Source organism: Pedobacter sp. P26 (genome assembly GCF_050632135.1).
GTDB lineage: Bacteria > Bacteroidota > Bacteroidia > Sphingobacteriales > Sphingobacteriaceae > Pedobacter.
Genome location: NZ_CP192574.1, coordinates 5,151,863 through 5,177,450, shown reverse-complemented (window position 1 = coordinate 5,177,450; position 25,588 = coordinate 5,151,863). Strand labels below are relative to the sequence as shown.

The 25,588-nt window shown below is 39.3% G+C and carries 22 protein-coding genes and 1 pseudogene; 15 read left to right on the top strand and 8 right to left on the bottom strand.

The annotated features are described in order from the left end of the window. Window positions 1-620: 620 nt before the first annotated feature. Window positions 621-1,577, bottom strand: a complete 957-nt coding sequence (locus ACQ86H_RS23955; protein ID WP_431292724.1) for a GDSL-type esterase/lipase family protein — start codon at window positions 1,575-1,577, stop codon at window positions 621-623. 458 nt (window positions 1,578-2,035) lie between these two features. Between ACQ86H_RS23955 and ACQ86H_RS23950 the strand changes: the two genes are divergently transcribed. The 7 genes from ACQ86H_RS23950 (at window position 2,036) to ACQ86H_RS23920 (ending at window position 11,721) form a co-directional block, all read left to right on the top strand. Then, complete coding sequence (locus ACQ86H_RS23950) at window positions 2,036-5,239, top strand: SusC/RagA family TonB-linked outer membrane protein (protein WP_431292723.1); 3,204 nt, start codon at window positions 2,036-2,038, stop codon at window positions 5,237-5,239. A gap of 232 nt (window positions 5,240-5,471) precedes the next feature. Then, a complete protein-coding gene (locus ACQ86H_RS23945; RefSeq protein ID WP_431292722.1) occupies window positions 5,472-6,866 on the top strand; it encodes a RagB/SusD family nutrient uptake outer membrane protein in 1,395 nt (464 codons plus the stop codon). Window positions 6,867-6,903: 37 nt separating this feature from the next. After that, a complete protein-coding gene (locus ACQ86H_RS23940) occupies window positions 6,904-8,100 on the top strand; it encodes a cell shape determination protein CcmA (RefSeq protein WP_431292721.1) in 1,197 nt (398 codons plus the stop codon). A gap of 314 nt (window positions 8,101-8,414) precedes the next feature. Then, window positions 8,415-9,425: a glycoside hydrolase 5 family protein gene (locus ACQ86H_RS23935; protein WP_431292720.1), complete on the top strand. Its 1,011-nt coding sequence runs from the start codon at window positions 8,415-8,417 to the stop codon at window positions 9,423-9,425. An 85-nt stretch (window positions 9,426-9,510) separates the two neighbouring features. After that, a complete protein-coding gene (locus tag ACQ86H_RS23930) occupies window positions 9,511-10,740 on the top strand; it encodes a glycoside hydrolase family 26 protein (protein ID WP_431292719.1) in 1,230 nt (409 codons plus the stop codon). Between the two features lie 7 nt (window positions 10,741-10,747). Continuing rightward, window positions 10,748-10,954: a hypothetical protein gene (locus tag ACQ86H_RS23925; RefSeq protein ID WP_431292718.1), complete on the top strand. Its 207-nt coding sequence runs from the start codon at window positions 10,748-10,750 to the stop codon at window positions 10,952-10,954. Continuing rightward, on the top strand, window positions 10,918-11,721 hold the full coding sequence (locus ACQ86H_RS23920) for a glycoside hydrolase family 5 protein (RefSeq protein WP_431292717.1): 804 nt from the start codon (window positions 10,918-10,920) through the stop codon (window positions 11,719-11,721). Before ACQ86H_RS23925 ends, ACQ86H_RS23920 begins: the two co-directional genes overlap by 37 nt. A gap of 14 nt (window positions 11,722-11,735) precedes the next feature. Here ACQ86H_RS23920 and ACQ86H_RS23915 read toward each other — a convergent pair whose 3' ends face one another. Continuing rightward, on the bottom strand, window positions 11,736-12,485 hold the full coding sequence (locus tag ACQ86H_RS23915; RefSeq protein WP_431292716.1) for a helix-turn-helix domain-containing protein: 750 nt from the start codon (window positions 12,483-12,485) through the stop codon (window positions 11,736-11,738). Between the two features lie 341 nt (window positions 12,486-12,826). On the opposite strand from ACQ86H_RS23915, the gene ACQ86H_RS23910 reads away from it, so the two are divergent. The 8 genes from ACQ86H_RS23910 (at window position 12,827) to ACQ86H_RS23875 (ending at window position 19,486) form a co-directional block, all read left to right on the top strand. Next, window positions 12,827-13,468: a glycosyl hydrolase gene (locus tag ACQ86H_RS23910; protein WP_431292715.1), complete on the top strand. Its 642-nt coding sequence runs from the start codon at window positions 12,827-12,829 to the stop codon at window positions 13,466-13,468. Continuing rightward, window positions 13,441-13,947: a glycoside hydrolase family 26 protein gene (locus ACQ86H_RS23905; protein ID WP_431292714.1), complete on the top strand. Its 507-nt coding sequence runs from the start codon at window positions 13,441-13,443 to the stop codon at window positions 13,945-13,947. The genes ACQ86H_RS23910 and ACQ86H_RS23905 overlap by 28 nt, the downstream gene beginning before the upstream one ends. Window positions 13,948-14,018: 71 nt before the next feature. Further along, on the top strand, window positions 14,019-15,845 hold the full coding sequence (locus ACQ86H_RS23900; RefSeq protein ID WP_431292713.1) for a sodium:solute symporter family protein: 1,827 nt from the start codon (window positions 14,019-14,021) through the stop codon (window positions 15,843-15,845). Between the two features lie 101 nt (window positions 15,846-15,946). Next, window positions 15,947-16,549 (top strand): hypothetical protein, encoded by a 603-nt coding sequence (locus ACQ86H_RS23895; protein ID WP_431292712.1) that lies wholly within the window; start codon window positions 15,947-15,949, stop codon window positions 16,547-16,549. Next, a complete protein-coding gene (locus tag ACQ86H_RS23890; RefSeq protein ID WP_431292711.1) occupies window positions 16,450-17,043 on the top strand; it encodes a glycoside hydrolase family 130 protein in 594 nt (197 codons plus the stop codon). Before ACQ86H_RS23895 ends, ACQ86H_RS23890 begins: the two co-directional genes overlap by 100 nt. Window positions 17,044-17,050: 7 nt before the next feature. After that, a complete protein-coding gene (locus tag ACQ86H_RS23885; protein WP_431292710.1) occupies window positions 17,051-17,563 on the top strand; it encodes an AGE family epimerase/isomerase in 513 nt (170 codons plus the stop codon). 44 nt (window positions 17,564-17,607) lie between these two features. Further along, a complete protein-coding gene (locus ACQ86H_RS23880; protein ID WP_431292709.1) occupies window positions 17,608-18,249 on the top strand; it encodes an AGE family epimerase/isomerase in 642 nt (213 codons plus the stop codon). A 421-nt stretch (window positions 18,250-18,670) separates the two neighbouring features. Continuing rightward, complete coding sequence (locus tag ACQ86H_RS23875) at window positions 18,671-19,486, top strand: alpha/beta fold hydrolase (RefSeq protein ID WP_431292708.1); 816 nt, start codon at window positions 18,671-18,673, stop codon at window positions 19,484-19,486. Between the two features lie 668 nt (window positions 19,487-20,154). On the opposite strand, the gene ACQ86H_RS23870 is transcribed toward ACQ86H_RS23875, so the two are convergent. From ACQ86H_RS23870 to ACQ86H_RS23845, 6 genes and pseudogenes are all read right to left on the bottom strand, one after another. Continuing rightward, window positions 20,155-20,475 (bottom strand): hypothetical protein, encoded by a 321-nt coding sequence (locus tag ACQ86H_RS23870; RefSeq protein ID WP_431292707.1) that lies wholly within the window; start codon window positions 20,473-20,475, stop codon window positions 20,155-20,157. Between the two features lie 473 nt (window positions 20,476-20,948). Continuing rightward, a complete protein-coding gene (locus ACQ86H_RS23865; RefSeq protein WP_431292706.1) occupies window positions 20,949-22,412 on the bottom strand; it encodes a C10 family peptidase in 1,464 nt (487 codons plus the stop codon). Window positions 22,413-22,467: 55 nt separating this feature from the next. Then, window positions 22,468-23,413 (bottom strand): annotated as a pseudogene (locus tag ACQ86H_RS23860) (clostripain-related cysteine peptidase). A gap of 319 nt (window positions 23,414-23,732) precedes the next feature. Next, on the bottom strand, window positions 23,733-24,017 hold the full coding sequence (locus ACQ86H_RS23855; RefSeq protein ID WP_431292705.1) for a hypothetical protein: 285 nt from the start codon (window positions 24,015-24,017) through the stop codon (window positions 23,733-23,735). Between the two features lie 26 nt (window positions 24,018-24,043). Continuing rightward, complete coding sequence (locus ACQ86H_RS23850) at window positions 24,044-24,445, bottom strand: hypothetical protein (RefSeq protein WP_431292704.1); 402 nt, start codon at window positions 24,443-24,445, stop codon at window positions 24,044-24,046. Window positions 24,446-24,929: 484 nt separating this feature from the next. Continuing rightward, on the bottom strand, window positions 24,930-25,385 hold the full coding sequence (locus ACQ86H_RS23845; RefSeq protein WP_431295463.1) for a protein-glutamine glutaminase family protein: 456 nt from the start codon (window positions 25,383-25,385) through the stop codon (window positions 24,930-24,932). Window positions 25,386-25,588 lie beyond the last annotated feature (203 nt).

Here is a 25,588-nt window from a genome sequence, read left to right as displayed (position 1 = left end):
TCCAAAATTTTTGGTACTGCTCCGAAAATGTCGAACCGGTATTTTATACTGCTCTCCGGCCCAGTGTATATGATGACCTAAAAGCCGTCGGTAAAAAATCTTATAGCTAGAACAAGATAAATATAGTGCTGATACAGATCTGATTGATTATATAAAAGTACTGGAGGGACAAACAGAAAATCTGGTTGATGGCCATGGAGAATTGCTTGAGATAAAGCAAAAACAGATGGAACACATCATGCTCCACCTGAATTCAACTTATAGAAAACATAAGCAGGAACTTTTTTCTCTGGTCATTTTATTAATACAGGATAGAAAGCGGTAGATTGTCGTTTAAATATTATTAATTGGTTTTTAATTTCCTTTTAATAGATGACCTTGTAAATGCTATGTGCGTAAGAATGTTTTAAGTGGTTGTTTATATGTGATTATATCTGAAATAATACAACGATTTTGTTGTGGTGCATGCCGAAGGGTTATTCCAGTAATTTTCTGTAAAAAGGAAGAAGCTGCTCGGCAAGTATCAAGTGGTCTTCTGTGCTGGGATGGCCTGTGCATCCATGTGGGGCCATTGCCGGGAAGAAAAAGTTTTAACTCCTCGGCCTGATGGGTACAGGGAATCAACTCTTTTTTATGCTATTGAGACAGTTTTCAAGAATATCACGGGATTTTCCTTTTACCATTGGGCTACTTAATAAAGCGATCTGTGCTTTTGGGTATTTTGATTTTACAAGTTTAATGAAGTTTACATATTGGTCTAGGAATATCTTTTCATCAAACGGCTTTCTTACGTTTTTTCCGTCGCCATTACTAAGGTCGTTGGTGCCTAGTGCAATACTGACGATTTTAGGGCTATACTTTTTGAAGTCCCACTTTTGTTGTGTATCTGTTTTAAAATCTATTTGCTCATAAACCTTTGGCATAGAAGGGCCTTCCATATTCCATGTCCTGTAAATTCCGATACCACTTACACTGCTCATGATATAGTTGACTCCCAGTTTTCGAGATACCCTTGGGCCATAGGCCAGATAGGCGTTGTGCTGATCATGGTATTCGCCGGTTCCACAGGCAAAATCTGTGGTGTCTGATGCAGCTCCACAGGTAATGCTATTGCCAATAAACTCGATTAACGGGGCTTTGTGGACTTTTATGGCTTTGATATGGTTTGCCGCGATCTTTGAGATCTGAATTGCCCCTGTGTGTGCTTCGGTGGCCTTATAAATCCATATCGTATGTTCTCCACGGCCTTTTACGCTTAAAATTATGGGGCTAGTGGTATTCCCTTCAATACGGATGCGTTTCTGGTATACGCCGTCTATTTCATATTGGATATAATTATGTCCTTGGCTTTGATTTAACTGGGCATATATAGCGCAACTGTCACCAGTAAACTTAAAACCAAAATGCACTGCTGAGCTGATCATTTCCAGTTTATTCTGATCATTGAGCAAGTACCTGCCGTAAGGTTTTAGTTGTTTGGCATAAAGCGTATCCGTATAATTTTTGACCGTATTGGCCTGACTTGCCTGGAATAGACAGATTAATGCCGTAAATAAATAGAAAATCTTGAGTTTCATTGTTGGATTTATATTGTGGGTACCACAATAATATAGAAACAAAAAATCTTAATGGCTAAAAGACAGAAAACTATCATCAAATGTTTGGAAAGTATAATTAACAAGACTAAAACCGAAGGGGCTATTGTGTTTAATCGTTTTCTTTTTGCAACCGATTGCTTTTAGCTGTTTTTAAAAGGTATTTTCATATAACTGGCTGTATTCATTTATATATAGTCTAGAAGGCTTTGATGTAGGTATAAGCAAAATAGTATCAATAATTAATTAATTTGGGAGAAAAAAGTATAGGCTTGCTGTAATCGTATACTCAGTTAAATTAGTTGATAATGATTATTTTAAGCTTTTATTTATTTATATGATAGTATTTTTTAGATTATTATAAGTTAAAATAATACTATAAAAGCGATTAACATTGCTGTTAAATTTGAGTTAACAAATAATAACTAAATATAAACATTATGAGTACAACTTTACGAATAGTAATTCTGTTTGTGATGTGTATGGGCTTTCTAACCAGGGCTTCTGCGCAAAATGCCTCCAGGGTAATCACAGGAACAGTTTATGATGAAAAAGGTACAACCTTACCTGGAGTAGGTGTTATGGTAAAAGGAACCGCCATAGCAACCAGTACCAATATTGATGGAAAGTATACAATTACAGTACCGGCCAGCGGAACAGTTTTAGTGTATAGCTTTATCGGTTCTACAAGCCAAGAAATCGTAATCGGCACAAAAAAACAGATCGATGTTAACTTAAAATCAGCATCAACTGCCTTGTCGGATGTTGTGGTAATAGGTTATGGTACACAGAAACGTCAGGATGTTAATGGTTCGGTGTCTTCAGTTCTGGCAAAGGATATTGCAAATATTCCCCAGCCAAGTTTAGATCAGCTGATTCAGGGTAAAGCTGCAGGTGTTACCATTACGCAAAATTCTGGCGGCCCTGGTAGCGCAACTTCTGTGCGTATCCGCGGTATTACTTCATTTGGGGGCAGTGAACCTTTATATGTTATCGATGGTGTACCTATCCTGGGAGATGCAACCAATAAAAGCGGAAACGGAAGGTCTCCCCAATTGACCCGCACCGGCGGTGGTCAGGAAGAAACAGGCGTGAGCCCACTTTCAAGGATCAATCCCAACGATATAGAATCAATCGATATATTAAAAGATGCTTCTGCAACGGCTATTTACGGTAGCCGTGGTGCTAATGGGGTAGTCATTGTAACTACTAAACGTGGGAAAAATGGTAGTGCCAAGATCAGTTATGATGGTTATTATGGTTTTCAGGAGCAGGGTAAGTTTTTGGATATGATGGACTTAAAGCAATTCGCGAATCTTCAAAATGCATTGGCCGATAAGTTTGGTTTGCAGAGAAGGATAGAATTTGCAGATCCAAGTATTTTGGGTACTGGTACAGACTGGCAGGACGCCATTTTTCAGACCGCACCGCAACAGAATCATCAATTGTCATTCTCGGGAGGAAAAGACGGTGTCGATTATTACGTATCTGGAGGATACCTTAAGCAGGAAGGAACCATTATTGGAAGTGATTTCAAACGTTACTCGTTCCGTACCAATGTGAACGGACAGGTAAAAGACTGGCTAAAAATCGGTAGTACAATCGGCGCGGCACGAACCAACCAGAATATTGGCCTGGGCAGTAATACAGGGATTGTTTATAATGCACTTTCCAGTGCACCGGATAATCCGATCTATAATGCAGATGGATCTTATGCAGGGCCCACGCTTGATGCAGGAGGGCTAGCGCAAGGTACAGTTAATCCGGTTGCGCAGGCATTAAGCCTGACAAATACTTTGTTGAGCAATAACATTAACGGAAGTGCTTATGCTGATTTAAAGATTTTTAAAGACCTGAGCTTACGTTCGGAACTGAATGGCGATTTTAACTGGTCGGAAGCCCAAACTTTTAAGCCAACTTATCAATGGGGGGCATTTTCAAATCAGACGGCACGACTTGATCAATACAACTCCAATAGTACTTATTGGGGCTGGAAAGAGTATTTAAACTACGCACATACATTTGGTACCAAGCACAATTTAACCGCATTGGCCGGATATGAGGTTTGGCAGGCCACCTGGGGCGGGGTTTCGAACAAAATAGAAAATTTTGCATCGGGAAATACCATTCAGACACTTGGTTTTGGTGATCAGACCACCGCTCTGATCGATCAGAACAAAGGCAGTCAGGTGATGGAATCTTTACTGGCAAGGGCAATCTATACCTATAATAACAGATACAGTATCACGGCAAGTATCCGCTCTGATAAATCTTCGAAATTTGCTGAAGGGCACAAAGTTGGTTATTTCCCTGCTGCGGCTATTTCCTGGAGATTATCGGAAGAATCGTTCATGGAAAGCACCAAGTCTGTAGTCGATAACATCAAAATCAGGTTAAACTATGGTGAAACCGGAAACCAGAACATTCCCAACTATCTTTATGGTTCATCGATTAAGGCAGTTGCCACAGGTTTGGGTACTGGTTTTGTAACCAACAACGTAGCCAATTTAGATTTAACCTGGGAATCTGCCATTCAAAAAGGTGCTGGTGTCGATTTTAGTTTGTTTAAAGGAAGAATTGATGCCAGTTTTGATTACTACATTAAAAACTCTAAAAACTTCCTTTTCCAAAAACCACTTCCGGCGTTCCTGCTCGGAGGACCAGCCGAATACTCTGATGTGGCTGCAATTAAATCGCCTTATTACAATGCTGGCCAGATAGAAAATAAAGGCTTCGAATTCAGTATCAATACAAAGAACATTGTAAATGACAATTTCAAATGGAATACAACTTTAATCTTTTCGAAATATAAAAACAATGTAGTATCCTTAAACGGTTCTCCGGCATTAATTGGTAGTATCAACAGCAGTTTTATCAGTTTGCCTGTAACCAAAACAACCGAAGGCGGGCCTGTAGGAGAGTTCTTCGGTTATAAAGTTAAAGGTGTGATTAAAAACACTGCCGACCTGCAGTATATTGCTTCCCATCCTCAGAACGTAACCGGGGGGACATCGCCAGCAGTGATTACAAACGATCCTTCAATTGCCAATTCGATTTATCTGGGTGATCTAATGTATGAGGATACCAACGGTGATGGTAAGGTGGATGCGAATGACCAGGTTGCGCTGGGTAACCCGAATCCGGATTTTACCTACAGTATTACCAATAACTTCACTTATAAAAACTTCGATCTGTCTATCTTTTTGAATGGATCCTATGGAGGTAAAATCCTTAATGCATTAAATTATCAGATCGCAGGACTTTCGGGACTATATACCAATCAGCTGGCTACTTCCAGCAATTTCTGGAGTCCAGGCAATCCAAATTCTGATATCCCTGCACCAAAGGGCGGTATAGCCAACAACAACTTGGTGATGTCTGACCGCTTTTTGGAAAGTGCCTCCTTTTTAAGGGTTCAGAATATCAGGCTAGGTTATACTTTTCCTGAAAAATGGATTAAGCATGCAAAGCTAAGCCGTTTGAATGTTTTTGCCAGTGGTCAGAATCTATATGTATTTACCAAATATTCAGGTCTGGATCCCGAGATCGGTTCGTTGAACCAGAACCCGATTTATACCAATATAGACATGGGTAGATATCCGATTCCACGTACCATTACATTTGGATTAAACGCACAGTTTTAACATTTAAAGAGATCGATATGAAACGATATATAAAACAGATCATAGCAATGGCAACCCTAGTATCTTTATCTGCAACAGGTTGTAAGAAAGAATTTTTAACCGGCCACCGGAAGATCAATATACTGTTGGCGGATATTATACTACAGCGGCTCAGGTCCAGTCCAGTACAAACGCACTTTATGCCGCGCCATGGTTTGGCTGGAACACAAAAGTAAGCTGGGCAATAACCGAAATGGCAAGCGGTAACGGAAGAAGCGGTTCGGATGATGTGAAGGCCTTTGGAAACTTTTCAGTTTCAAACGGTAACTTTGAATTAAGTGCGGCCTGGAACTCATTGTTCACCGTCGTTGCACAGTCTAACGCCGTAATCTACAATCTTCCAACGGTGCCTGCCTCAGTTCCTGTTTCGGTTGTAAACAATGCGCTGGGCGAAGCACATGTATTAAGGGCGCTGGCCTATTTTCATCTGGTTAGGATTTTTGGAAATGTTCCGATTATCGAAAATCCCCTTGATTTCGTAGGTAGTCCATCAACAATACGTACAAATCCGGTAACTGATGTTTATAAGTTCATTATCAACGATCTGAAATTTGGTGAAGCGAACTGTACGCCCAATGTTGCGGGTAGCGGGCATGTTTCCAGTGGTTCGGCATCTGCATTGATGGCAAAAGTTTACCTGTATATGCAGGATTATGCAAATGCAAAGGCCCAGGCAGAAAAAGTGATCAACAGCCATGAGTTTGGTCTGTTTGGCGTAGACGTTGCAGGCAGAACTTATGCTGATCTTTTCAAGATTGCCAACAATAATAATAAAGAATCTATCATCGCTTTACAGTGGCTGTCAAATGGTGGTTATGGTTTTGGAAATGGAATGCAGGCTTCGTTAGCCTATAGTTCTGCCATTACACAGACCGGCGATGGTTATGGTGTGCTGGCTCCAACTTTTGACCTGATTGATGCCTACTCTTCAAATGATCAGAGAAGAAAAGCAACCATTATGCTGCCTGGCGATTATTATCCCGAACTGAATCAGGCCGGTGGCGGTTATACCCTTCCTGCAAATGCAGGTTCTCAGGGTACACACGCACAGATCAAAAAATATGTAACCGGTTCGCCTGCAGATAATGGTGGCAAAAGTGCTTTCCAATCTACCGGTATGAATACTTATATGCTGCGTTTAGCAGATATGTACCTAATTGCTGCGGAAGCAATTTTGGGCGCATCTGCAGGAAGCAGTCCAACAGGTTTGTCATTAACAGCAAGTACAAGTGATTTAACAGCTGTTAAATACCTTAATATTATCAGGCAACGCGCAGGTTTAGGCGTTGTATCATCATTTACCTTTCAGGATCTACTAAAAGAGCGCAGGCTTGAATTTGCAATCGAAGGCGATTACTGGTTTGATTTATGCCGTATTGATGGCTTTAATGTAACCCGCCATCCTAAAGCAATTGCAATTATTAAAGCGCAAGATAGGGGCGATTCAAGTAATGACACACCTCCTGTTAGATTTGGAAACGGATATTTTACACCTGTCGACGCAAATTTCCTGTTGCCTTACCCGGCTACGGAAGTTGCCAACGATCCGGCTTTAGCCCTTCCGCCGGTACCTTACACTTTTAAATAAAATATGTTTTGGGGTATCACATTTAAAAAGAAAAGAAATGAAAATATTAATGAATAAAAAAAGCATAATCCCGTTTCTGTTATCTGTATTGGTAGCTTTGGGGATCGCATCTTGTAAGAAAGATGATGCAGAAGGCGGAAAGGGTGCGCCAACCATTACTAGGGTACGTACCATCAGTAAATCTTACATCGATAGTAAATTAACAACAACCATCACCACTTACGATGCGAATGGAAAAGCGACATCAGTTACCTTTCCGAATACTACGCCTCAAGTTGTTGCAATGGATTCGACAACAACCGATGGGAATCTGCAGAATATGTACGCCATTATCGGTACTAATTTAGCAAGTGTTACCACGGTTTCGTTTAATGGGCTTTCTGTATATTTTAATAAAGCCTTGGGCTCAGATAGTACAATTTTGGTGGGTATTCCAAAAAATACCCCTGCTGGGCCAACCCAAAGTAATACTTTGTCAGTTACAACCCTTTACGGAAAGGTGGATTATAAATTTTCGATATTACTTCCTCCACCAACGGTTACAGAAGCTTCGAACTATAATTTTTCTGCTGACGCTGAAATTACTTTAACCGGTATCGGGCTTGCCAGTGTTACTGATATTCAACTGGGAACCTCCACTGCTAAAGCAATAATTTTAACTAAAAACGATACAGAATTAACGCTTAAAATGCCAAGCTCTACGCTCACTTCTACAACCTTACTGCTAACTTATCCAGGAGGACAGGTTGCACCAAAGCAGGTTTATGTTAATCTCGATCAGGCCTATAAGTTCTTTACTGAAGATTATGGTACAAATTGGAGTGGCAATTTTTGGGGAAGTGGTGAAGTATCTTCTGCAGCTGCAAAATCCGGAGTGAAATCACTGAAGCTTAACTATGCAAAAGGTAACTGGAGTGCTAATGGTGTGGCCAACTGGAATGTGGGGTTGCCTAGTACCGGCGGATATACTTACCTGTCTTTTTACATCAAAGGCGGTTCCCAGGATTATACTTTATACATCACTGGTGATAAACGTGCCGGAGGTTATGGAAACGGAGACCAGTCTGCTCCAATAACGGTAAAAGCAAATGTGTGGAACTATTATAAAATTCCACTCTCTACATTAGGGCTTTGGGCTACAGGATCGCCTTCAAATGCTTTGGGCTTCTGGATTAAAGGACCCGATGCGCAGGATGAAAGCTTTTATATTGATGATTGGATTCTTGTAAAATAAAACTAAAATAACTTTAACCCGGCCCGTCATAAAACAGGAGTGATGTGCCGGGTTTTTTATGCCCTGAAATAAAAAAGAATATGGATTTTTTTCAAAAAAGAATGTTTAGGATTATTTTGTTATTTACGCTGATACTTTCCTTTTCAGCTTCAAATGCTCAGAAACCAGCCTTTGTTAAATCGCTTGGGCCACCAGTTTGTAATTAGTGGAGCACCTTACTATTATGTGGGTGCAAATTACTGGTACGGCGGGTTGCTTGCTTTACAAAAGGACCCTATTAAGGGCAAACGGAGATTGATCAGTGAACTTGATTTTTGAAATCGCAGGGTGTAAATAACCTCCGTATTTTGGTTGGCTCAGAGGGTGAAGGAAAAATTAATGGAGTTGACCGTGTTAAACCCGCATTGCAGGCCCGGCATCTGGTTTTTAATGCTGAACTTTTAAAAGGATTGGATTTTTTACTGGTAGAAATGGCAAAACGCAAGATGTATGCTGTTTTGTTTTTAAGCAATAACTGGGAGTGGAGTGGCGGTTTTCTCCAATACCTGAACTGGAATGGCCAGATTGACAATGAAACACTAAAACGAAAGTTAAATTGGGATGAGCAACGCGATTATACGAGTAAGTTTTATAGTTGCGAAGCCTGTAAAAGCGATTATCAAAAGCAGTTAAAATTTATACTCGGGCACAAAAATACTTACTCAGGTAAAAAATATGTTAATGAGCCTGCTATTATGGCCTGGGAGCTTGCAAATGAGCCCCGCCCAATGCGGACTGATGCTATTGATAATTATAAAAAATGGATTTCTTCCACTGCCAATTTTATTAAATCAATTGATAAGAACCATCTTGTTACTATAGGCACCGAAGGTTTTATGGGGACTGATGAGAATTGGGATCTGTTTAAGGAGATTCACGCAGATAAAAGTATTGATTATTTAACTATCCACATCTGGCCAAAAAACTGGGGCTGGTTTAAAGATGCGCCCACGGCTGAAAACCTACCTTTGGTTATTGAAAGAACAGCTGCTTACATTAATAGGCATGAAAGCATTGCCCGGCAATTAAATAAACCGCTTGTAATTGAGGAGTTTGGCCTGCCCAGGGATGGGCATGCTTTTGATCCATCATCAACAACCAAATTACGGGATGAATATTTCGGAAATATTTTCGCATTGTGGGCAGATAGCCGGAAGAATAAAGGGGCAATTGCGGGCTGTAATTTTTGGGCATTTGGAGGAACATCAAGACCTATACCAGGACAGTTGTTCTGGAAAGATGGCGATGAATTCTCTGGCGACCCCCGCAGGAAGAGCAAGGGTTAAATGCTGTCTTCGATTCTGATAAATCTACCTGGAAAACTATACAAACCTATTTAAAAAAATAATCCAGCCCATAAACCAACTATTCATGAACCTTAAAAATATATGCTTCGGAGTTGCAATGGCTGCTATTGCATTCTTTTCCTGTAAAAAGAGTGGAGAAGAGGCAGTTGAAAACCCAACTGTAATCCCTGTTTTGCCAGTTACCACTTCAACGGATCTACCAGAGGTTAAAACCTGGTTGGTAGATAAAAATGCAACAGACGAAACCGCTTCCCTTTTCTATAACCTCAAACAGATTTCAAAAAACAATGTTCTTTTTGGTCATCAGGACGATACGAAAAGAGGGGTAACAGGTGCGACATCGCAATGGGCTAACGAACAGCAGTTTTCGGGGATTTCTTCCACGCAAAGTGATGTTAAAACGGTTACAGGTGTTTATCCTTCAGTTTATGGTCACGATTTTATCCATATGACAAATTTTGCAACGGGTGCCTGGTTCGATTACGAAAAATCTATCGCCCGCACCCTCACTATCGAGGCTTATAACCGTGGAGGAATAAATACCTATTGCTGGCATTATGCAAATCCGGTTTCAAAGGGCGGGTTTTATTGGTCAGATTCTCCGGTTATGGCAGTTAACCAGGTTTTGCCCGGCGGATCGGCAAACGAAACTTTTAAGGCTTCGTTAAAAATTGTAGCAGATTACGCCAAAACCCTTATTGGTGCAGATGGGAAACTGATTCCCGTTATTTTTCGCCCTTTTCATGAAATGGATGGCAGCTGGTTCTGGTGGGGAAATGGACATTGCTCAGCCGCAGAATATATTGACATGTATCAGTACACGGTTAAATACCTTCGGGACGATTTGGGAGTGAGGAATTTTCTTTATGCATGGTCTCCAGACCGGAATTTTAATTCCCAAACCCAGTATCTTAATTATTTTCCTGGCGATGAATACGTAGATTTGGTGGGTACCGATAATTATGAAGATATGAAAGCAGGTATTTCGCCAGATATTGCAGCGTCAAAATTTAAAATCGTTTCCGATTACGCAAAGGCACATAATAAATTAGCAGCACTAACAGAAACTGGTCTGCAAAACTTAACCAAAACAGATTGGTTTACGCAGCAACTGCTAAAATCCCTGAAAAATCAGCGCCTGGAATTTGCTTATGTACTGCTTTGGGCAAATACCAAAGATGCTTATTGGACACCCTATGCCGGGCATCCTGCGGCAAGTGATTTTAGGGCTTTTAAGAATGATGGTTTTGTGCTTTTTGCCGATAAAATGCCTTCAGTGTACCTTATTAAATAGATTCCTTATGAAAAAAGTTGTGTTTCTTTCAGTATTTGTCTTTTTCGCTATCACCTCCTTTGCCCAAAAAGTAAACTGGGTGGGGCGCAACGGAGCATTAAAAGTTGTTGACGGGAAAATTTTAAACAGTAAAAATATCCAGCCGCAACTTCGTGGTGTAAGTTTATCATGGAGCATTTGGGAAGGAAAAAATATTATAACCAGGATGTTGTAAACTGGCTTCAGTCTGATTTTAATATTAGTTTATTGCGCGTTTCAATGGCGGTACAGCCAGATGGAGGTTATCTGCAGAATCCGGTAGAACAGGAAGAACTGGTAACCAGAACAATCGATGCTGCGGTTAAGAAAAATCTGTATGTGCTGATTGATTGGCACGATCACCATGCAAACGAACATCTGGATCAGTCAAAAATGTTTTTTGCAAAAATGGCTAAAAGATATGCTGGCAAACCCAATATCATTTATGAGATATTTAATGAGCCAGAAAAAATAACATGGCAGGCTGTTAAAGATTACGCGGTACAGGTGATTGCCGAAATCAGAAAATACGATACCGAAAACATAATTGTTGTAGGTAGTCCGCATTGGGATCAGGACATTGATGTAGCTGCCAAAGATCCAATTAAAGGATTCAGCAACATTGCTTATTCATTTCATTTTTACGCTTCAGAACCAAGCCATCAAGAAATTTTAATGAAGCGGGCCGATGAGGCTATTTCTTCAGGTCTGCCAGTTTTTGTAACAGAGTGGGGCGTTGGAGAGGCCAATGGCGACGGTAAGTTTGATGTTGAAAAAACGGATAAATGGTATTCCTGGATGGAGAAAAATAAATTGAGCTGGGCAAACTGGAATATTACCGATAAAACAGAAACCACTGCACTGCTGGCACCTGGAGCATCTCCGAAAGGGAAATGGAAGCCTGAAATGCTCACACCAGCAGGAAAATATATTAAGATGCAACTCAGAAAACTGAATAAATAATCAGGCTGCCCGATTTAAATAAATACCCTTGTTCCTGAAAAATTCTCTCTAAATTCTTTGGGTGTGCAGTGTTTCTTTTTCTTGAATAGCCGGTTAAAGTTTGAAATGTTGTTAAACCCACAATTGTAAGAAATCTCCGCTACTGAATGTGTAGTTTCGATAAGCATGCGGGTAGCATGACCCAGACGAATTTCATTCAGGCTATCAATAAAGGTATTTCCCGTCCGTTTTTTAATAAACCGGCTGAAAGAAATCTCTGCCATGTTAACCAGTTTGGCTAAATCTTTCAGGGTAATGGGCTTATCAAAATTGGCATTCATAAATTCGAAAGCCTTATCAATCCTTCTACTGTTGTAATTTAATACCTGGTCGTTGTTAAAAGTAGCATCTGACAGCACCCGCATACTTTTCGAGGTAGATAAATCATGAAGGATACTCATCAGTTCAAGAACAGAATCAAAACCCTGCAGCTGGTTTATATCCAAAATACGTTTGTAAACCTTTTCAATGGTTTCACGGGGGAACAGAATACCCCTTGCCGAGCGTTCGAACATTTTACGGATAAAACTTAGCTGGTTCCTGCGCAGCATTTTGTCATCAAAAAGGTCCTTATGCCACTGGATTGTGACTTCGGTAATTTCTTCACTTTTGCAATTGTGGGTAGTCCAAACATGGGAAAGATTAGGGCCAACGAGTACCAGTTCCATGTCTGTAATTTCTTCAATATTATCGCCAACAATCCGTTTAGCACCCGGTGCATTCAAAATTAAATTAAGTTCAAATTCTTCATGGAAATGGAGCGGGAAATCAAAATCCTGTTTTACCCTGGAAAATATAGTGAAACAATCATTCTGGGTAAGGGGGTAATTTCTTTAATGATGTTATTCATAACTTTTGGTCCTGAAAAAAATATTTTTAAGATAAAAGAACATTGATGCAATGTAGTAAAAAAATACTTGTTTACTTATATTTTGAGCTGTAATTGGAGGTGAAATAAGACGGATTATATATTGATTGGTTAAAATAGTATTATTGTTTATGTTAATTACATCAGTATTTTAGATAATTATTATGAGTGCCAAAATACTAGCCAAAATAGATTCGAATGATTAAAAAAATAGTCCCGTTGTTCTTGTTTTTTTGCATGCTTTTCGTTGTTGTTTTCGGGCAGTTAATAGATAGAAAAGCTACGCCCGAAACTAAAAACCTATATAAGAATTTAATCAGGCTTTCTGGTAAAAAAGTGTTGTTTGGTCACCAGGATGATATGGCCTATGGTGTTGGTTGGAAATATCAGGAAGGCAGAAGCGATATCAAGGATCTAACTGGAGAATATCCGGCTGTTTTTGGCTGGGATGTCTCGGGGCTGGAGACGGGTAAAGCGCAGAATATTGATGGTGTTCCATTCGAAAAAATGCGGAGGTACATCAAAAAAGCCTATGACATGGGAGCAATAAATACCCTGAGCTGGCATATGGATAATCCCTTTAATGGAAAAACTTCATGGGATACCGTTTCAATAGCTGTTAGATCGATTCTTCCAAAAGGGGAAAGGCATGTGCTTTATAAAAGCTGGTTAGACAGGTTTTCTGTATTTGCAAACTCATTGAAAGGAACTGACGGAAAATTGATCCCTGTTTTATTCAGGCCATTCCATGAAAATGGTGGCGGCTGGTTCTGGTGGGGTAAAAATCCTGCAGTCCCCAGGAATATGAGGCGTTGTGGCAGTTTACTGTTCAGTATTTAAGGGATAAAAAGCATCTGCAAAATCTGATTTATGTGTTTAATCCATGTGATTTTAGAACCGAAGAACAGTATCTGGAGCGCTATCCGGGCAATAATTTTGTTGATGTACTCAGTTTTGATTACTATCAGTATGGTGGGATAGAAAAAGGTGTATTATTTAAACAAGATGTTTCCACCTGCCTGGCCATCCAGAACAAGATTGCCAAAAAGACTAGAAAATTAAGTGCACTTGCTGAAACAGGCTTTGTGGAAATTCCTGATGCCGCTTGGTGGACAGGTGTTTTTTCTAAGGCAATTGAGGATAATAAACCATCTTATGTGCTATTCTGGCGAAACGCAGGTTATCGCGAAAAAGAAAAAGACAACCATTATTATGTGCCCTATCCCGGGCAGGTTTCCGCGCCAGATTTCCTGAGGTTTTTAAAGGGTAATAATATTCTTCTTCAAAAGGGGCTAAGAAGATATTCAATCTATAAATAGCGTGGGTAAGAAATCATTTCATTCATATTATAACACAAATAACCATATACAACAGTGCAATAACCAAATAAATGAAATTACAATTAATAGATGTCTTAATCATTATCCTCTACCTCGCCACAATGATTTTTATCGGCTTTTGGTACCGGAAAAAGGCAAAACAGAATAAAGAAAGTTATATGATGGGCGGTAAATCACTGCCTTGGTATAAACTCGGCTTGAGTGATGCATCAGATATGTTCGATATTAGTGGAACCATGTGGATGGTGGCATTATGTTTTGTTTATGGCTTAAAAAGCATTTGGATTCCCTGGCTCTGGCCGGTATTCAATCAGGTTTTTATGATGATGTTCTTAAGTAAATGGTTGCGTAGAAGCAATGCAAATACGGGTGCAGAATGGCTTCAAACACGGTTTGGCTCAATAGGTAAAGGAGTGAAAAGTTCTCATATTGTTGTAATTGCATTTGCATTAATCAGCTGTTTCGGGTTTTTGGCCTATGGTTTTATCGGACTGGGCAAATTTATGGAAATTTTCATCCCATGGGATTATGTAAAAGGCTATGTACCCTTTGATATCCCCACCAGGTATATTCCCCATTTCTATGGGATCGTATTTACACTTTTCGCTATGTTTTATTCCATTTTAGGAGGTATGCACAGTATTGTTCTGGGCGATATGATCAAATATGCGTTTATGACGGTTGGCTGCCTGGCAATTGCCGTTATCGCCATGAACCATCTCCACGGACAAACTTTAAATATTCCCAAAGGCTGGGACGATCCGTTTTTTAGCTGGAAACTGGATCTGGACTGGAGTAAAATTGCCGCCGATGCCAATAAAAAAATTGCCGATGACGGTTTCAGTCTGTTCGGGATTTTCTTTGGAATGATGCTTTTGAAAGGTGTTTTTGCCTCTTTGGCGGGTCCGGCGCCAAACTACGACATGCAAAAGGTACTCAGTACCAGAAGCCCCAAAGAGGCGAGTAAAATGACCGGCTTTGTGAGCATCATATTACTGCCCATCCGCTACTCCATGGTAATCGGTTTAACCGTGCTCGCGCTTTTATATTACAACCAGATTTATTTAAAAGGGCCGGACGGGGTTACGGACTTTGAAAGGATTTTGCCCGCAACAATCAATAATTTTTTACCGGTCGGGATTTTAGGTATTGTACTTACAGGATTGTTAGGCGCATTTATGGGTACTTTCAGCGGAACGCTTAATGCTGCCCAGGCTTATATCGTCAATGATATTTATTTAAAATACATCAATCCAAAAGCCAGTACAAAGAAGGTCATCAACATGAATTATATCGTTGGTATAATCGTGGTAACAATAGGGGTAGTTCTGGGCTTTTTCGCTAACAATGTAAACGACATCCTTCAATGGATCGTCGGTGGCCTGTACGGTGGTTATGTAGCCGCCAACTGCCTGAAATGGTATTGGTGGCGGTTTAATGCCAATGGGTTTTTCTGGGGAATGGCTGTTGGGATAGCGGCTGCGCTGGCAATGCCCTATGTTACCCACGGTTTACCACTTTACTGGTGGCCATTACTGTTTGTACTTTCTGTGATCGGCTGTATCGCAGGTACTTACGCTGCTCCTCCAGCAGATGAAACGGTCTTAAAATCATTTTACAAAACCGTAAGGCCATGGGGATTTTGGAAACCCGTCCATGAACTTGTTGTTGCTGAAGACCCAACTTTTCAGGGGAATAAAAGGTTTAAGCTCGATATGTTCAATGTACTGCTAGGGATAATTGCCCAGCTGTGTTTAACCATTCTGCCAATGTATTTTATATTGAGTATGCACACGCCGCTGTTTATCACCGTTGCTGTTTTAGCTGTAATCGTATTGATCCTGAAAAGAACCTGGTGGAATAAATTAGAAGATTAAAAAAAATAATAGCATATTTTTATGATAGATTTTGAGAAAAGAAAAAAGCAGTTAGAAGAAGAACACAAAAAATAGTTGCGCTTAAAAATAAGAAGCTGACTTTGGGGAATGGGATTTTCGATAGATATGAAAACCCTATTTTAACTGCTGCACATGTACCATTAAATTGGAAATACGATTTCAATTCACAGACCAATCCTTATTTATTGGAGCGGATCGGTATAAATGCAACTTTTAATGCTGGTGCGATTAAGTTTAATAACAAGTATATCTTAATTGTAAGGGTAGAGGCAGCCGACCGGAAATCGTTTTTTGCCGTGGCGGAAAGTGACAACGGAATAGATAATTTTAATTTCTGGGAGGAGCCTGTAACGCTTCCGGAAGGGGATAATCCTGATACCAATGTTTACGATATGCGTATTATTGCGCATGAAGATGGTTGGATGTACGGTCTGTTTTGCACTGAAAGAAAAGATCCTGATGCGCCTGTACACGACCAATCGATGGCGGTAGCACAATGTGGAATTGTTCGCACGAAAGATTTAAAGACCTGGGAGCGTTTGGCCGACCTGAAAACCCCTCTCCACAACAGCGCAACGTTGTATTGCATCCAGAGTTTGTTGATGGACAATATGCTTTTTATACCCGTCCGCAGGATGGCTTTATTGAAAGCGGTACCGGTGGTGGAATTGGGTTCGGATTAAGTGCTTCAATTGAAAATGCGGTTATTGAAAAGGAACTGATTGTCGACAATAAAAACTATCACACCGTTTACGAAGCTAAAAACGGAATGGGACCGGAGCCGATCAAAACAAAATATGGCTGGTTGTTTTTGGCCCATGGGGTGAGAAATACAGCCGCAGGTTTACGCTATGTGCTATACATGTTTATGACCGATCTAAAGGATCTGACCAAGGTGATCTATAAACCTGCAGGTTATTTTTTGGCTCCGGAAGGCGAAGAACGTATCGGGGATGTTTCTAACGTGGTTTTTAGCAACGGCTGGATTCTGGACGAGCAGGGAATGGTGTTTATCTATTACGCCTCATCAGATACAAGGATGCATGTTGCAACCAGTACACTTGATATATTGGTGGATTATGTGATGAACACACCAGCAGATGGATTGCGCTCAGCTGCCACGGTTGATCGGATTTTGGGCAATATTGAAAAAAATAAAGTGGGTTATGTAATTTAGGCATAAATTGAGATCGGATTTAATAAAATATAAAGAAGAATTAAGCCTGGAACTGGAAAATATTCTGAGTTATTGGAAGAACTTTACTGTTGATGAAGTTAACGGAGGCTTTGTAGGTAAGATTGATAATAATAACAATATTGATTATTCTGCTCCAAAAGGGAGTGTTTTAAATGCAAGGATTCTATGGTCGTTTTCTGCTGCTTACAATCTAAATGCAGATCCTGGATGTCTGGAAATGGCAGATAGGGCCTTTCAATATATAAATGACTATTTTATCGATAAAGAATTTGGCGGTGTTTATTGGCTGCTCGATGCCAAGGGTAGCCCTGTTGATACCAAAAAGCAGGTTTATGCTATAGCTTTTGCCATTTATGCTTTTAGTGAGTATTTTAGTGCAAGCAAGAACCCCTTTGCAAAAGAAAAGGCTATCAAGCTGTACAATGACTTAATCAAACATAGTTATGATATTGAAAGAGGGGGTATCTCGAGGCCTTCAACCGCGAATGGAATTCTTTAGATGATCTAAGGCTTAGTGAAAAGGACGCGAACGAAAAAAAGACGATGAATACGCATCTCCATGTTCTGGAGGCTTTTACAACACTTTATCGGATCTGGCCGAACGAAAACTTAAGACGTAAAATTATTGAGCTTGTGCACTGCTTTACCACGCAGATAATCAATAAGGAAACGGGGAGCCTGATTTTGTTTTTTGATGAGAACTGGGAAGCCAAATCAGATATAGTTTCTTATGGACACGACATAGAAGCCGCCTGGTTACTGCTGGAAGCTGCAGAAGCTGTTCACGATGAGGCGCTGACGGGCATGGTAAAAACAGTTTCGGTGAAGATGGCCCAAGCTGCCAAGAATGGCCTTGACGCTGATGGAGGACTATGGTATGAATATGAGCCTTCCAGGAATCATCTTGTCAGGGAAAAGCACTGGTGGGTACAGGCAGAAGCTATGGTTGGGTTTTTTAATGCATGGCAGTTATCAACAGATGAAAGCTTTCTGGAGATCAGTCTGAAAAATTGGGAGTCTGTGAAACGTAAAATCATCAATTATCAAAAAGGAGAATGGTTTTGGGGTGTAAATGAACAGGATGAGGTTATGCAAGGTGAAGATAAGGTAGGTGTCTGGAAATGTCCTTATCATAATAGTAGGGCCTGTGTGGAGTTAATTAAAAGGATTGATTTATACCCCTAACGGAAGGATTATCTTCGCGTAGCACATTCTGTCGTAGCCTCTCGCTAAGGCCATTGCAAAATCAATTTATAACAAAAAAAGCCCATCTTTCGTGAGCTTTAATGGGTAGAGTCAATCGGCGGAAAATCGACTCTGTATGAGCATTGCGAAGCAGTAGTTAATTTTGAGAATTTGGTTAATAACCGTGCTAAAGGTGAATATCAAAAGAAGAAGCAATAGCTAGAAAAAATACTCATTGTCAACCTAAGCTAGTCCACTTTAATACCCCTTTATCCTTTAGTAGCAGTCTTCCATAATTTAGTCCTTTTTTTATTTATACAGAAATGTGACAATTTGCCGAATTTCTGGCTTCTCTATCTTTTCCAGTGCAAAGTTGACGTTCTGATTATTGGTTTAAAATATTAAGTTTGTAAAAAAAATCATGTCTAAGCTTTTTGCATTTTTGACAGTCCTGTTTGTCTTAGTATCCTGCAAAAAAGACAAATCACGGGAAGTGTCTTTTAATGAAAGTATATTGCAATTAAGTACGCATAACCTGGCAACCTATTCCATTGGGTCAAGCAGTAAATACCTGGTTGTTTTTGAATCAGGGCTTGGTAATGACCATTCTATATGGCAAACCAAGAGAGTTGCTGAAAATATTGGTGCTAAAATGGATGTGGTGATTTATGACCGGGGCGGCTACGGAAAATCTACTATTGATCATACACCAAGGGATATCAATAGACTTAGAATTGAGCTCCAATCAGTAGTAGGCAAATACGCTAATGGCCGAAAAGTGATATTGGTTGGACATTCTTTAGGAGGCATGGTTATAAGGGATTTTGCCATTAAAAACCCCGGCAGGATTGCAGCATTATTGTTCGTTGATCCCTCACACGAAAACGTTCTTCGTTTTACACAGGAGGCAGAGGATATGCTTTATAATTCTATCAATAGCAGTAATGGTCCAGATTTTGGAGGAACGAAAGAAACCAGACAATTAATTGAAGATGTACAATACATGACAACCTTACCCAATCTACCGAATGTTCCGGTGGTTGTTTTGACTGGAATGAAATCAGATCCAGGCTCAACTGGAAATACTCAGGATCTATATAACGCCCACGAATTGTTAAAAAGCGGTGTTACGGACTTTATTCATATCTCGGATACAAATTCCGGGCATTTTATTATGATAGATAACCCAGCTCTTATAATTGAACAATTTAATCTTTTGATTTCTAAATTGCCGTAAAATCAGGTTTTTTACACAGTATGTAGTTTCCCATAATAGTCTAAGTCAAATATAATAAAATTGAATTTAGCTCTATGTCAAGTGTGCAATTTCCATTTTGTTCCTAGCTGGGCATTTCGGCAAAAATGGCCGCCCGTTTCGCATTTAAACTGTCACCCCATTTCGCTTTCACCGAAATACACACCATAAGCTTCTGTTGGTATTCCAAACCTATAAGCTAGAACTGGCATATTTTCAGTTTTCAAAGCTTCTGCCTTGTCTTCGTCCTTTATAATTTCATCAGTTTGTGTTCGGCCGCAAAGGGACACGAAATCGAATGATACATCGTTAATTACCTAAAATATTTTAATCAGCAAGTTAGCATGGTCAAAGTGCAGCGGAACGCTCTGAATTCTTTTCCGAAACACCGTGGTAATTGACTCCGGAATATCCAGATAAACCGGCCTATGATAATTCGCTATTGCCGGTTAAAAAGCAGAAAAGAAGAGGACACGAACAGAGTCAGGGAATGGGATTGTCATCTGTGAGCTTTTATACCAACATAAAAAAGTCAATTCCTTTACTATACCTGACGAACAGCTATTTTAAATTTATTAGACCACTCAGCTAAGTTGAGATAGTATTGTAATCATTTAACCTTGCCTTATATGCCATCGATTTAATGGTTTTTATTCCACTCTTACAATTTCTATTTGCTTAGTAACGTAAACCTTTACAGGTGTTGAGTTTTTTTGAGCATTAACTAGTCGCCCCCAATAACTATTAGCATCAACCCTATTTAAGTCAAATCTGTAATTTCGATCTGAACCAACGAAAGACACCGTTGCTATACTATTTTTATCCATAGCAACAGAGCGTGGTATCAGCTCACCCAATAGAACAATTTTAAGATCGCCACCAATAAGGGATTCTGTTTGTTTGCTTTTTTTGCACCCTACACTAAGAACTATTAGCAAACTTAAAAAGCAAATTTTAATAATAATTTTCATGCATTTTTCATTATAGGTTAGTCTAAATTTAATGATTAAATATTAAACTGTAATGAACAGATAGAATTATTCCTTAATTATTTTTTTAATTCGGGCAAGACAGTTTTTAGCTCCGTTTAGTGACAGAAGGCAGGCATACGACATATAGCCTTTTTAAAAATCGAAATCATCATAACTTACCTTGATATAATTTCAAAGCAGTTAAATTATATGTACTTCACCAAATCAATTATTCAAACAAGCTATAATCTGTTTGAAAAGATGAAAGATAGGCGGGCTTGAACACATGGGCATTAAATATTATCCTTGATAATCCTGTGTTTAATTAACCAATAATGGTTTTTAATATTAGCTAAGTATAATAAAAATGGCGGAAAGGCTTTCACCTTCCGCCACTCACTTCCTTATTTGATTTTTTTCTCAACTCGTAGTTTCGTATTTAAATGACATCTTGGTAACATCACATAACATGTTTACTTAGGTCTGGCGTTACCGGCCATCTGCATATCCAGACCATATTGGCGTGTATCCCACGCTACATCGAAAGATAAATTCCAGTCAGTACCTACTAAAAACCATCCGGTATCACTTCCTCCCCATCCCAAGTTCGCATGCAAATAAAGGTCATACTGGTGAACCAAATCACCAGGGGTGCTGCCATTCATTTTATCACAGATCGCATAGCCATCCACTACCCAGGCATGCCTGATCTTTTCTGTGCCGCTCAATCTGGATCCAGCGGCTATAACAGACCGATTATTATCTAATGAAGCCTTGATCTGTTGTACGTTAAAAGCTGCTGCGTTATCTATATTAATATAGCCTCTTAAGAAATCGATCATTTTATTCATCTGAGTTCCTGACCCTTCACAGGCCGGAGTTGTTTGTGTACTGGTGAAAATTTTATAAATTAAACGACTATACATGGTTTGCTTATCTTGCGGGTCATAATAGCCGATATAGGGATTCTGCTTCAAATAGGACCAATTCACATTTTCATATATTGGTATATATGGACCAGCAATTGGGAATAAGGGGCCTGATGGTCTTTGTCCCACAACAACTGGAAAAGTTGGCGTCAATTGAGCTAGCACCTGAGCACCGGCAATAACCAGGCAGCCTGCCGGTACACGAGTACAAGTACTACCGCTAGGAAGCAACTGGTCTGCTACGCCTGACTGGTCCCACTCCGTAGTGGCAAACGGTCCTACCTGGCTAATAACCTGTGTGGGTAACCATGATTCAACCGGGCTTTTCGTCTTTGGTGCGGTCGATTGCACCCTGATCTTATTTTTTACAAAGCTAAACACATCCTGTTCAGGCAGCTTGCCCAGTTTTTCTTCCAGTTTACTTAAAGTCTTCGAGCGCAAAGAATCACGCAGGTGCCCGATATAAACTAAGCGATCTGTGATATACCTCTTAGAGCTTTGGTACATCAGGTTTTCACCAAGTAACTCTGGCCTTAAGTGGTTTACAGGCATGTAGGCCAGCACGACAGGCGCACGTTCATCAGCACAAACCAATGCGCTACCGGTCTTATTACCACTCGTAATGTTCACGTTGTAAACAGCAATCTTATTATCACTGACTTGGCTTTTGGTGGCTGGACTAACTGATGCCTTTTCAAGCGCACCCTTCTGATCAATGTAATATTTTTCGGCAACCTCGAACTGGATATCATTACTGCCTTTGGTGGCAGGGTTGCCTTTCAACGGATATGCCTGAATCACTTTCTTGATCTCGTCAGCACTAAGCTCTTTGGGGTTGTCATAAGCAATACTGGCATATTCGTCAGGTGTGATTTCTAATAAAGTTTTGTCAATACTGACTGATTGCTCTGCGTCATTGCCCTTCTTACAAGAGTAGATAGACAAGCAAATTGAAAAAATGAGCGTGGCCTTAAAAAGATCTTGTCTTGCGGTAGATTTAGATTGCATACATTGTAGTGAATTAATGTTTACGTGGTTTTGTTATGGTTAATCAGGAATTATATTAATAGAAAAGGCTGCTCCATGCAGAATCCGAAGCCCAGGCAAAGCCATTGTAGTAGTTTTTCAACGGATCGCCCTGCTTTGGAAGGTATACACTAAGCCCACAAAACACTTTGATAGGTATGTTAAAAGAGTTTTTAGTATGCGCTTTGTAAATTATGGCTTTTTCTAACTGTGCGTTAACAGCAGCATATTGTTCCACACTAAAATTTTGTTGTAAAAAACTCAGAAAATCATAGGCGGGAATACCTGAATTTATTTCAAAATCCAGTTGTTGCAAAGCTTTTACGTTATAATCAACTCTATTTACTGAAAGCAATAATTTTTTAGTTTCAAAACTTAAATTTTCCAACTGCTTAGTATCTATGAGAGATACGGTTGCCGAAGCGGCCAAACCTGTATAGGAATCATAATATTGAACGAATTGATTGGCAATTTTTTGTAGATCTTCCACACCCCCAAACAGGTTGGGAGTGATAATTTCATATGGAAAGCTATCAGACAATACCTCAGAAGGAGATGATAAGATATATTTTGTTTTTATTCTTAAGTTCATACGCCACTTCAATGCTTCCCATCGAACAGGCATCAAACATGATATAAGTAAAATCTGAAGGAATGGCATTTTTAAAATCCTTAATGTCCATTTCAACTTCGTCATCATAACCGAAAGACTTTGTTTTTTTATTGGAAGGTGGAGCCCAAGATGTAGCATGCGACCACATAACAAGGCTATATGAGTTTGCTGGTGATAGCTCCCGCGAGTCTTGTATCACTTGCCTAAGAAACTCAGGATCGGACGAATTTCTTTTACCATAAGTCTTGATAGTGTCACTTTTTATTAAGCTTGTGTTATCATACTTAATTTTGAGAAGATGGGAGTTACCCGAATTTGTCTTTACAAATACAATCAGATTTCCTGTAAGTCCTTTAGCTCCCTTCTCCATTCTATTAATACTGTTGATAGCATCGAATTCAAGAGTGTTATTAGCTGCTATATACACGAGTACTGTTCTCTGGACTGGCTGAACTGGTTTGGGCTCGCTCTTATCTTTTTTGCATCCAACAAGGATAGCTAGCATCAAGATAAACACCAGCAACTTATAGATTTCTATACGTGGCTGTATCATATTAAAAATTATTGTGGCCATTTCTCATCACTCCATTTAGTTTCACTTTTATTAATTACTGTATAATTGGTATTGTCTTGATTAGCTTCTAACATCAGATTATAATGGCGGTCTTGTTTGACGTCCTGCGCGTTGATTATTTTTTTGCAATAAATGACTTATCTACATTATAAATTAATACTGTAACATCGGCAGGAGTATACCAGCTTCCTGTAATAACAGCTCTGTATCTATTGTTCGTTAAGCGAAGAGGCTTAAACTGTTCATTACGAATAACCAGCTTAATACTTTCGATTTTATCAGAAACGATATTTTTGATTTCAAAGTCCAAAAGATTATTAGCATGCGTAAAGTTTATGTTAGCTAAATTATTCGATGGTACACCGAAAAACTTACCTATTAGCATATCAGCGTTAATCAAGTTCTTTTCAGTTTCCTGATCTTTTATTATTGGTCTTGGAGGGGAGGATCCTTAAGTTCGTTGTTTTGAAACAAATATCCCGAAGCTACAAGTTGTATAATTAGAGCTTGTTGCTCAGATATGGGTTGTAAATTACCACCGGTATCTTTTTTATATGGAAGTTGGTAAGGGGCCCTGACCGGTGATGCTACCAATTGTGCCTTACTCAAACTATAATTATATTCAATGCCTCTTAAAAGGATGCGATAGTTATCCCTTAAAGTTATATCTATGTTATCAACAACAGTTGCCTGAATTTTTTCAACTGCAATAGTTGGTTCAGGTATTGTTAAACGGTCGGAGCCCGATTGTTTTTTACAAGATGATACGCTGCCAGCTATCGCAATTAAAGAAATAAAAACAAGCTTAGTCTTTTTAAATTTATGCATTTTGAGTTTAAAAATGATGATCAGATATATCGGCAAAGAGACATCTGTTATTGAATTTAAAAGTTAAATCTTTATCTGGACTATTTTGCTCCGTGAATCGTCGGCGGAAGTATAGGCTACCTCTATTACTTTTTTTGTTTTGTAACTGTCTTTTAACGACTTGAGAATTTTTTTATAATTCTTATCGTTTTTATTCAGATAAAAGGCCCTTGCTGAAATTCCTAATCCTACAACATAATTACCGTTGTCATAATTGTAAAGCGAATTAACCGAGGCCTTATACCAAGTCAAACCAGATTGACTCTCAGATTTATTACATCCATTGCACAAAATAAAGGTGTACATAGTCAGAACTTTTATGATACTCATGAGTAATAAGCTTAATTAACGGATGACTATTTATAATGCTTTAAAAAATGATATTCAAATATAAACACTTGACTAAGTGTTTGAAATCACCCAATCAAGTGTTCATTTTTACTAATTAAATGCAAGGAGGATTAGGTGCGCCTGAACAACCAAAATAATTTATAAAATGGCTTATAGTGCAATTTGTACTCGTATAATTATCATCATAAATTGTCGAGCTTCCATTTTGAGAAGTATAATACACGTTTCCAGCAGTTAATTTGGTTGCGGACTGTGAAGCACTTGAATTACATGACGTTTTTACGCAAGCAGCAAACCATTGGGCCTGTGTAACTGGCTGATTGAATAACGATGGATCTAATATCCTTAATTGTATTTGTCCGTTTCCGTCTCTAAAGCGAACTAAAGGTGCAACGTGATAAGACCAACTGGCGCAACATCCACTAACGCTTTGAGCGGCAAGGTTACCATAGATGAATTGTTTTGCACAATCATATCCTGCATTGATTATAATTTGCCTCATTTTATGTGCTCTTGCATAACAACCGTCACCGGCATAATTATACGAAATTGAGGGTGTTGAACAAGAAGAAAAGAGTGAATTTAACGCCGCTTCGTTTGGAATAATGGGAAGGTTCTCTTTTGTGGTAAGAGAGGGCTCCCCTTTTTGTAAATTGAATGCTTTAACCGTTGCTGTACTAGCTGTTTTAACTTCAGCAATTTCGGTAGTTTTATCATAAACATAAACTTCTACAGGAATACCATTCTGAATAC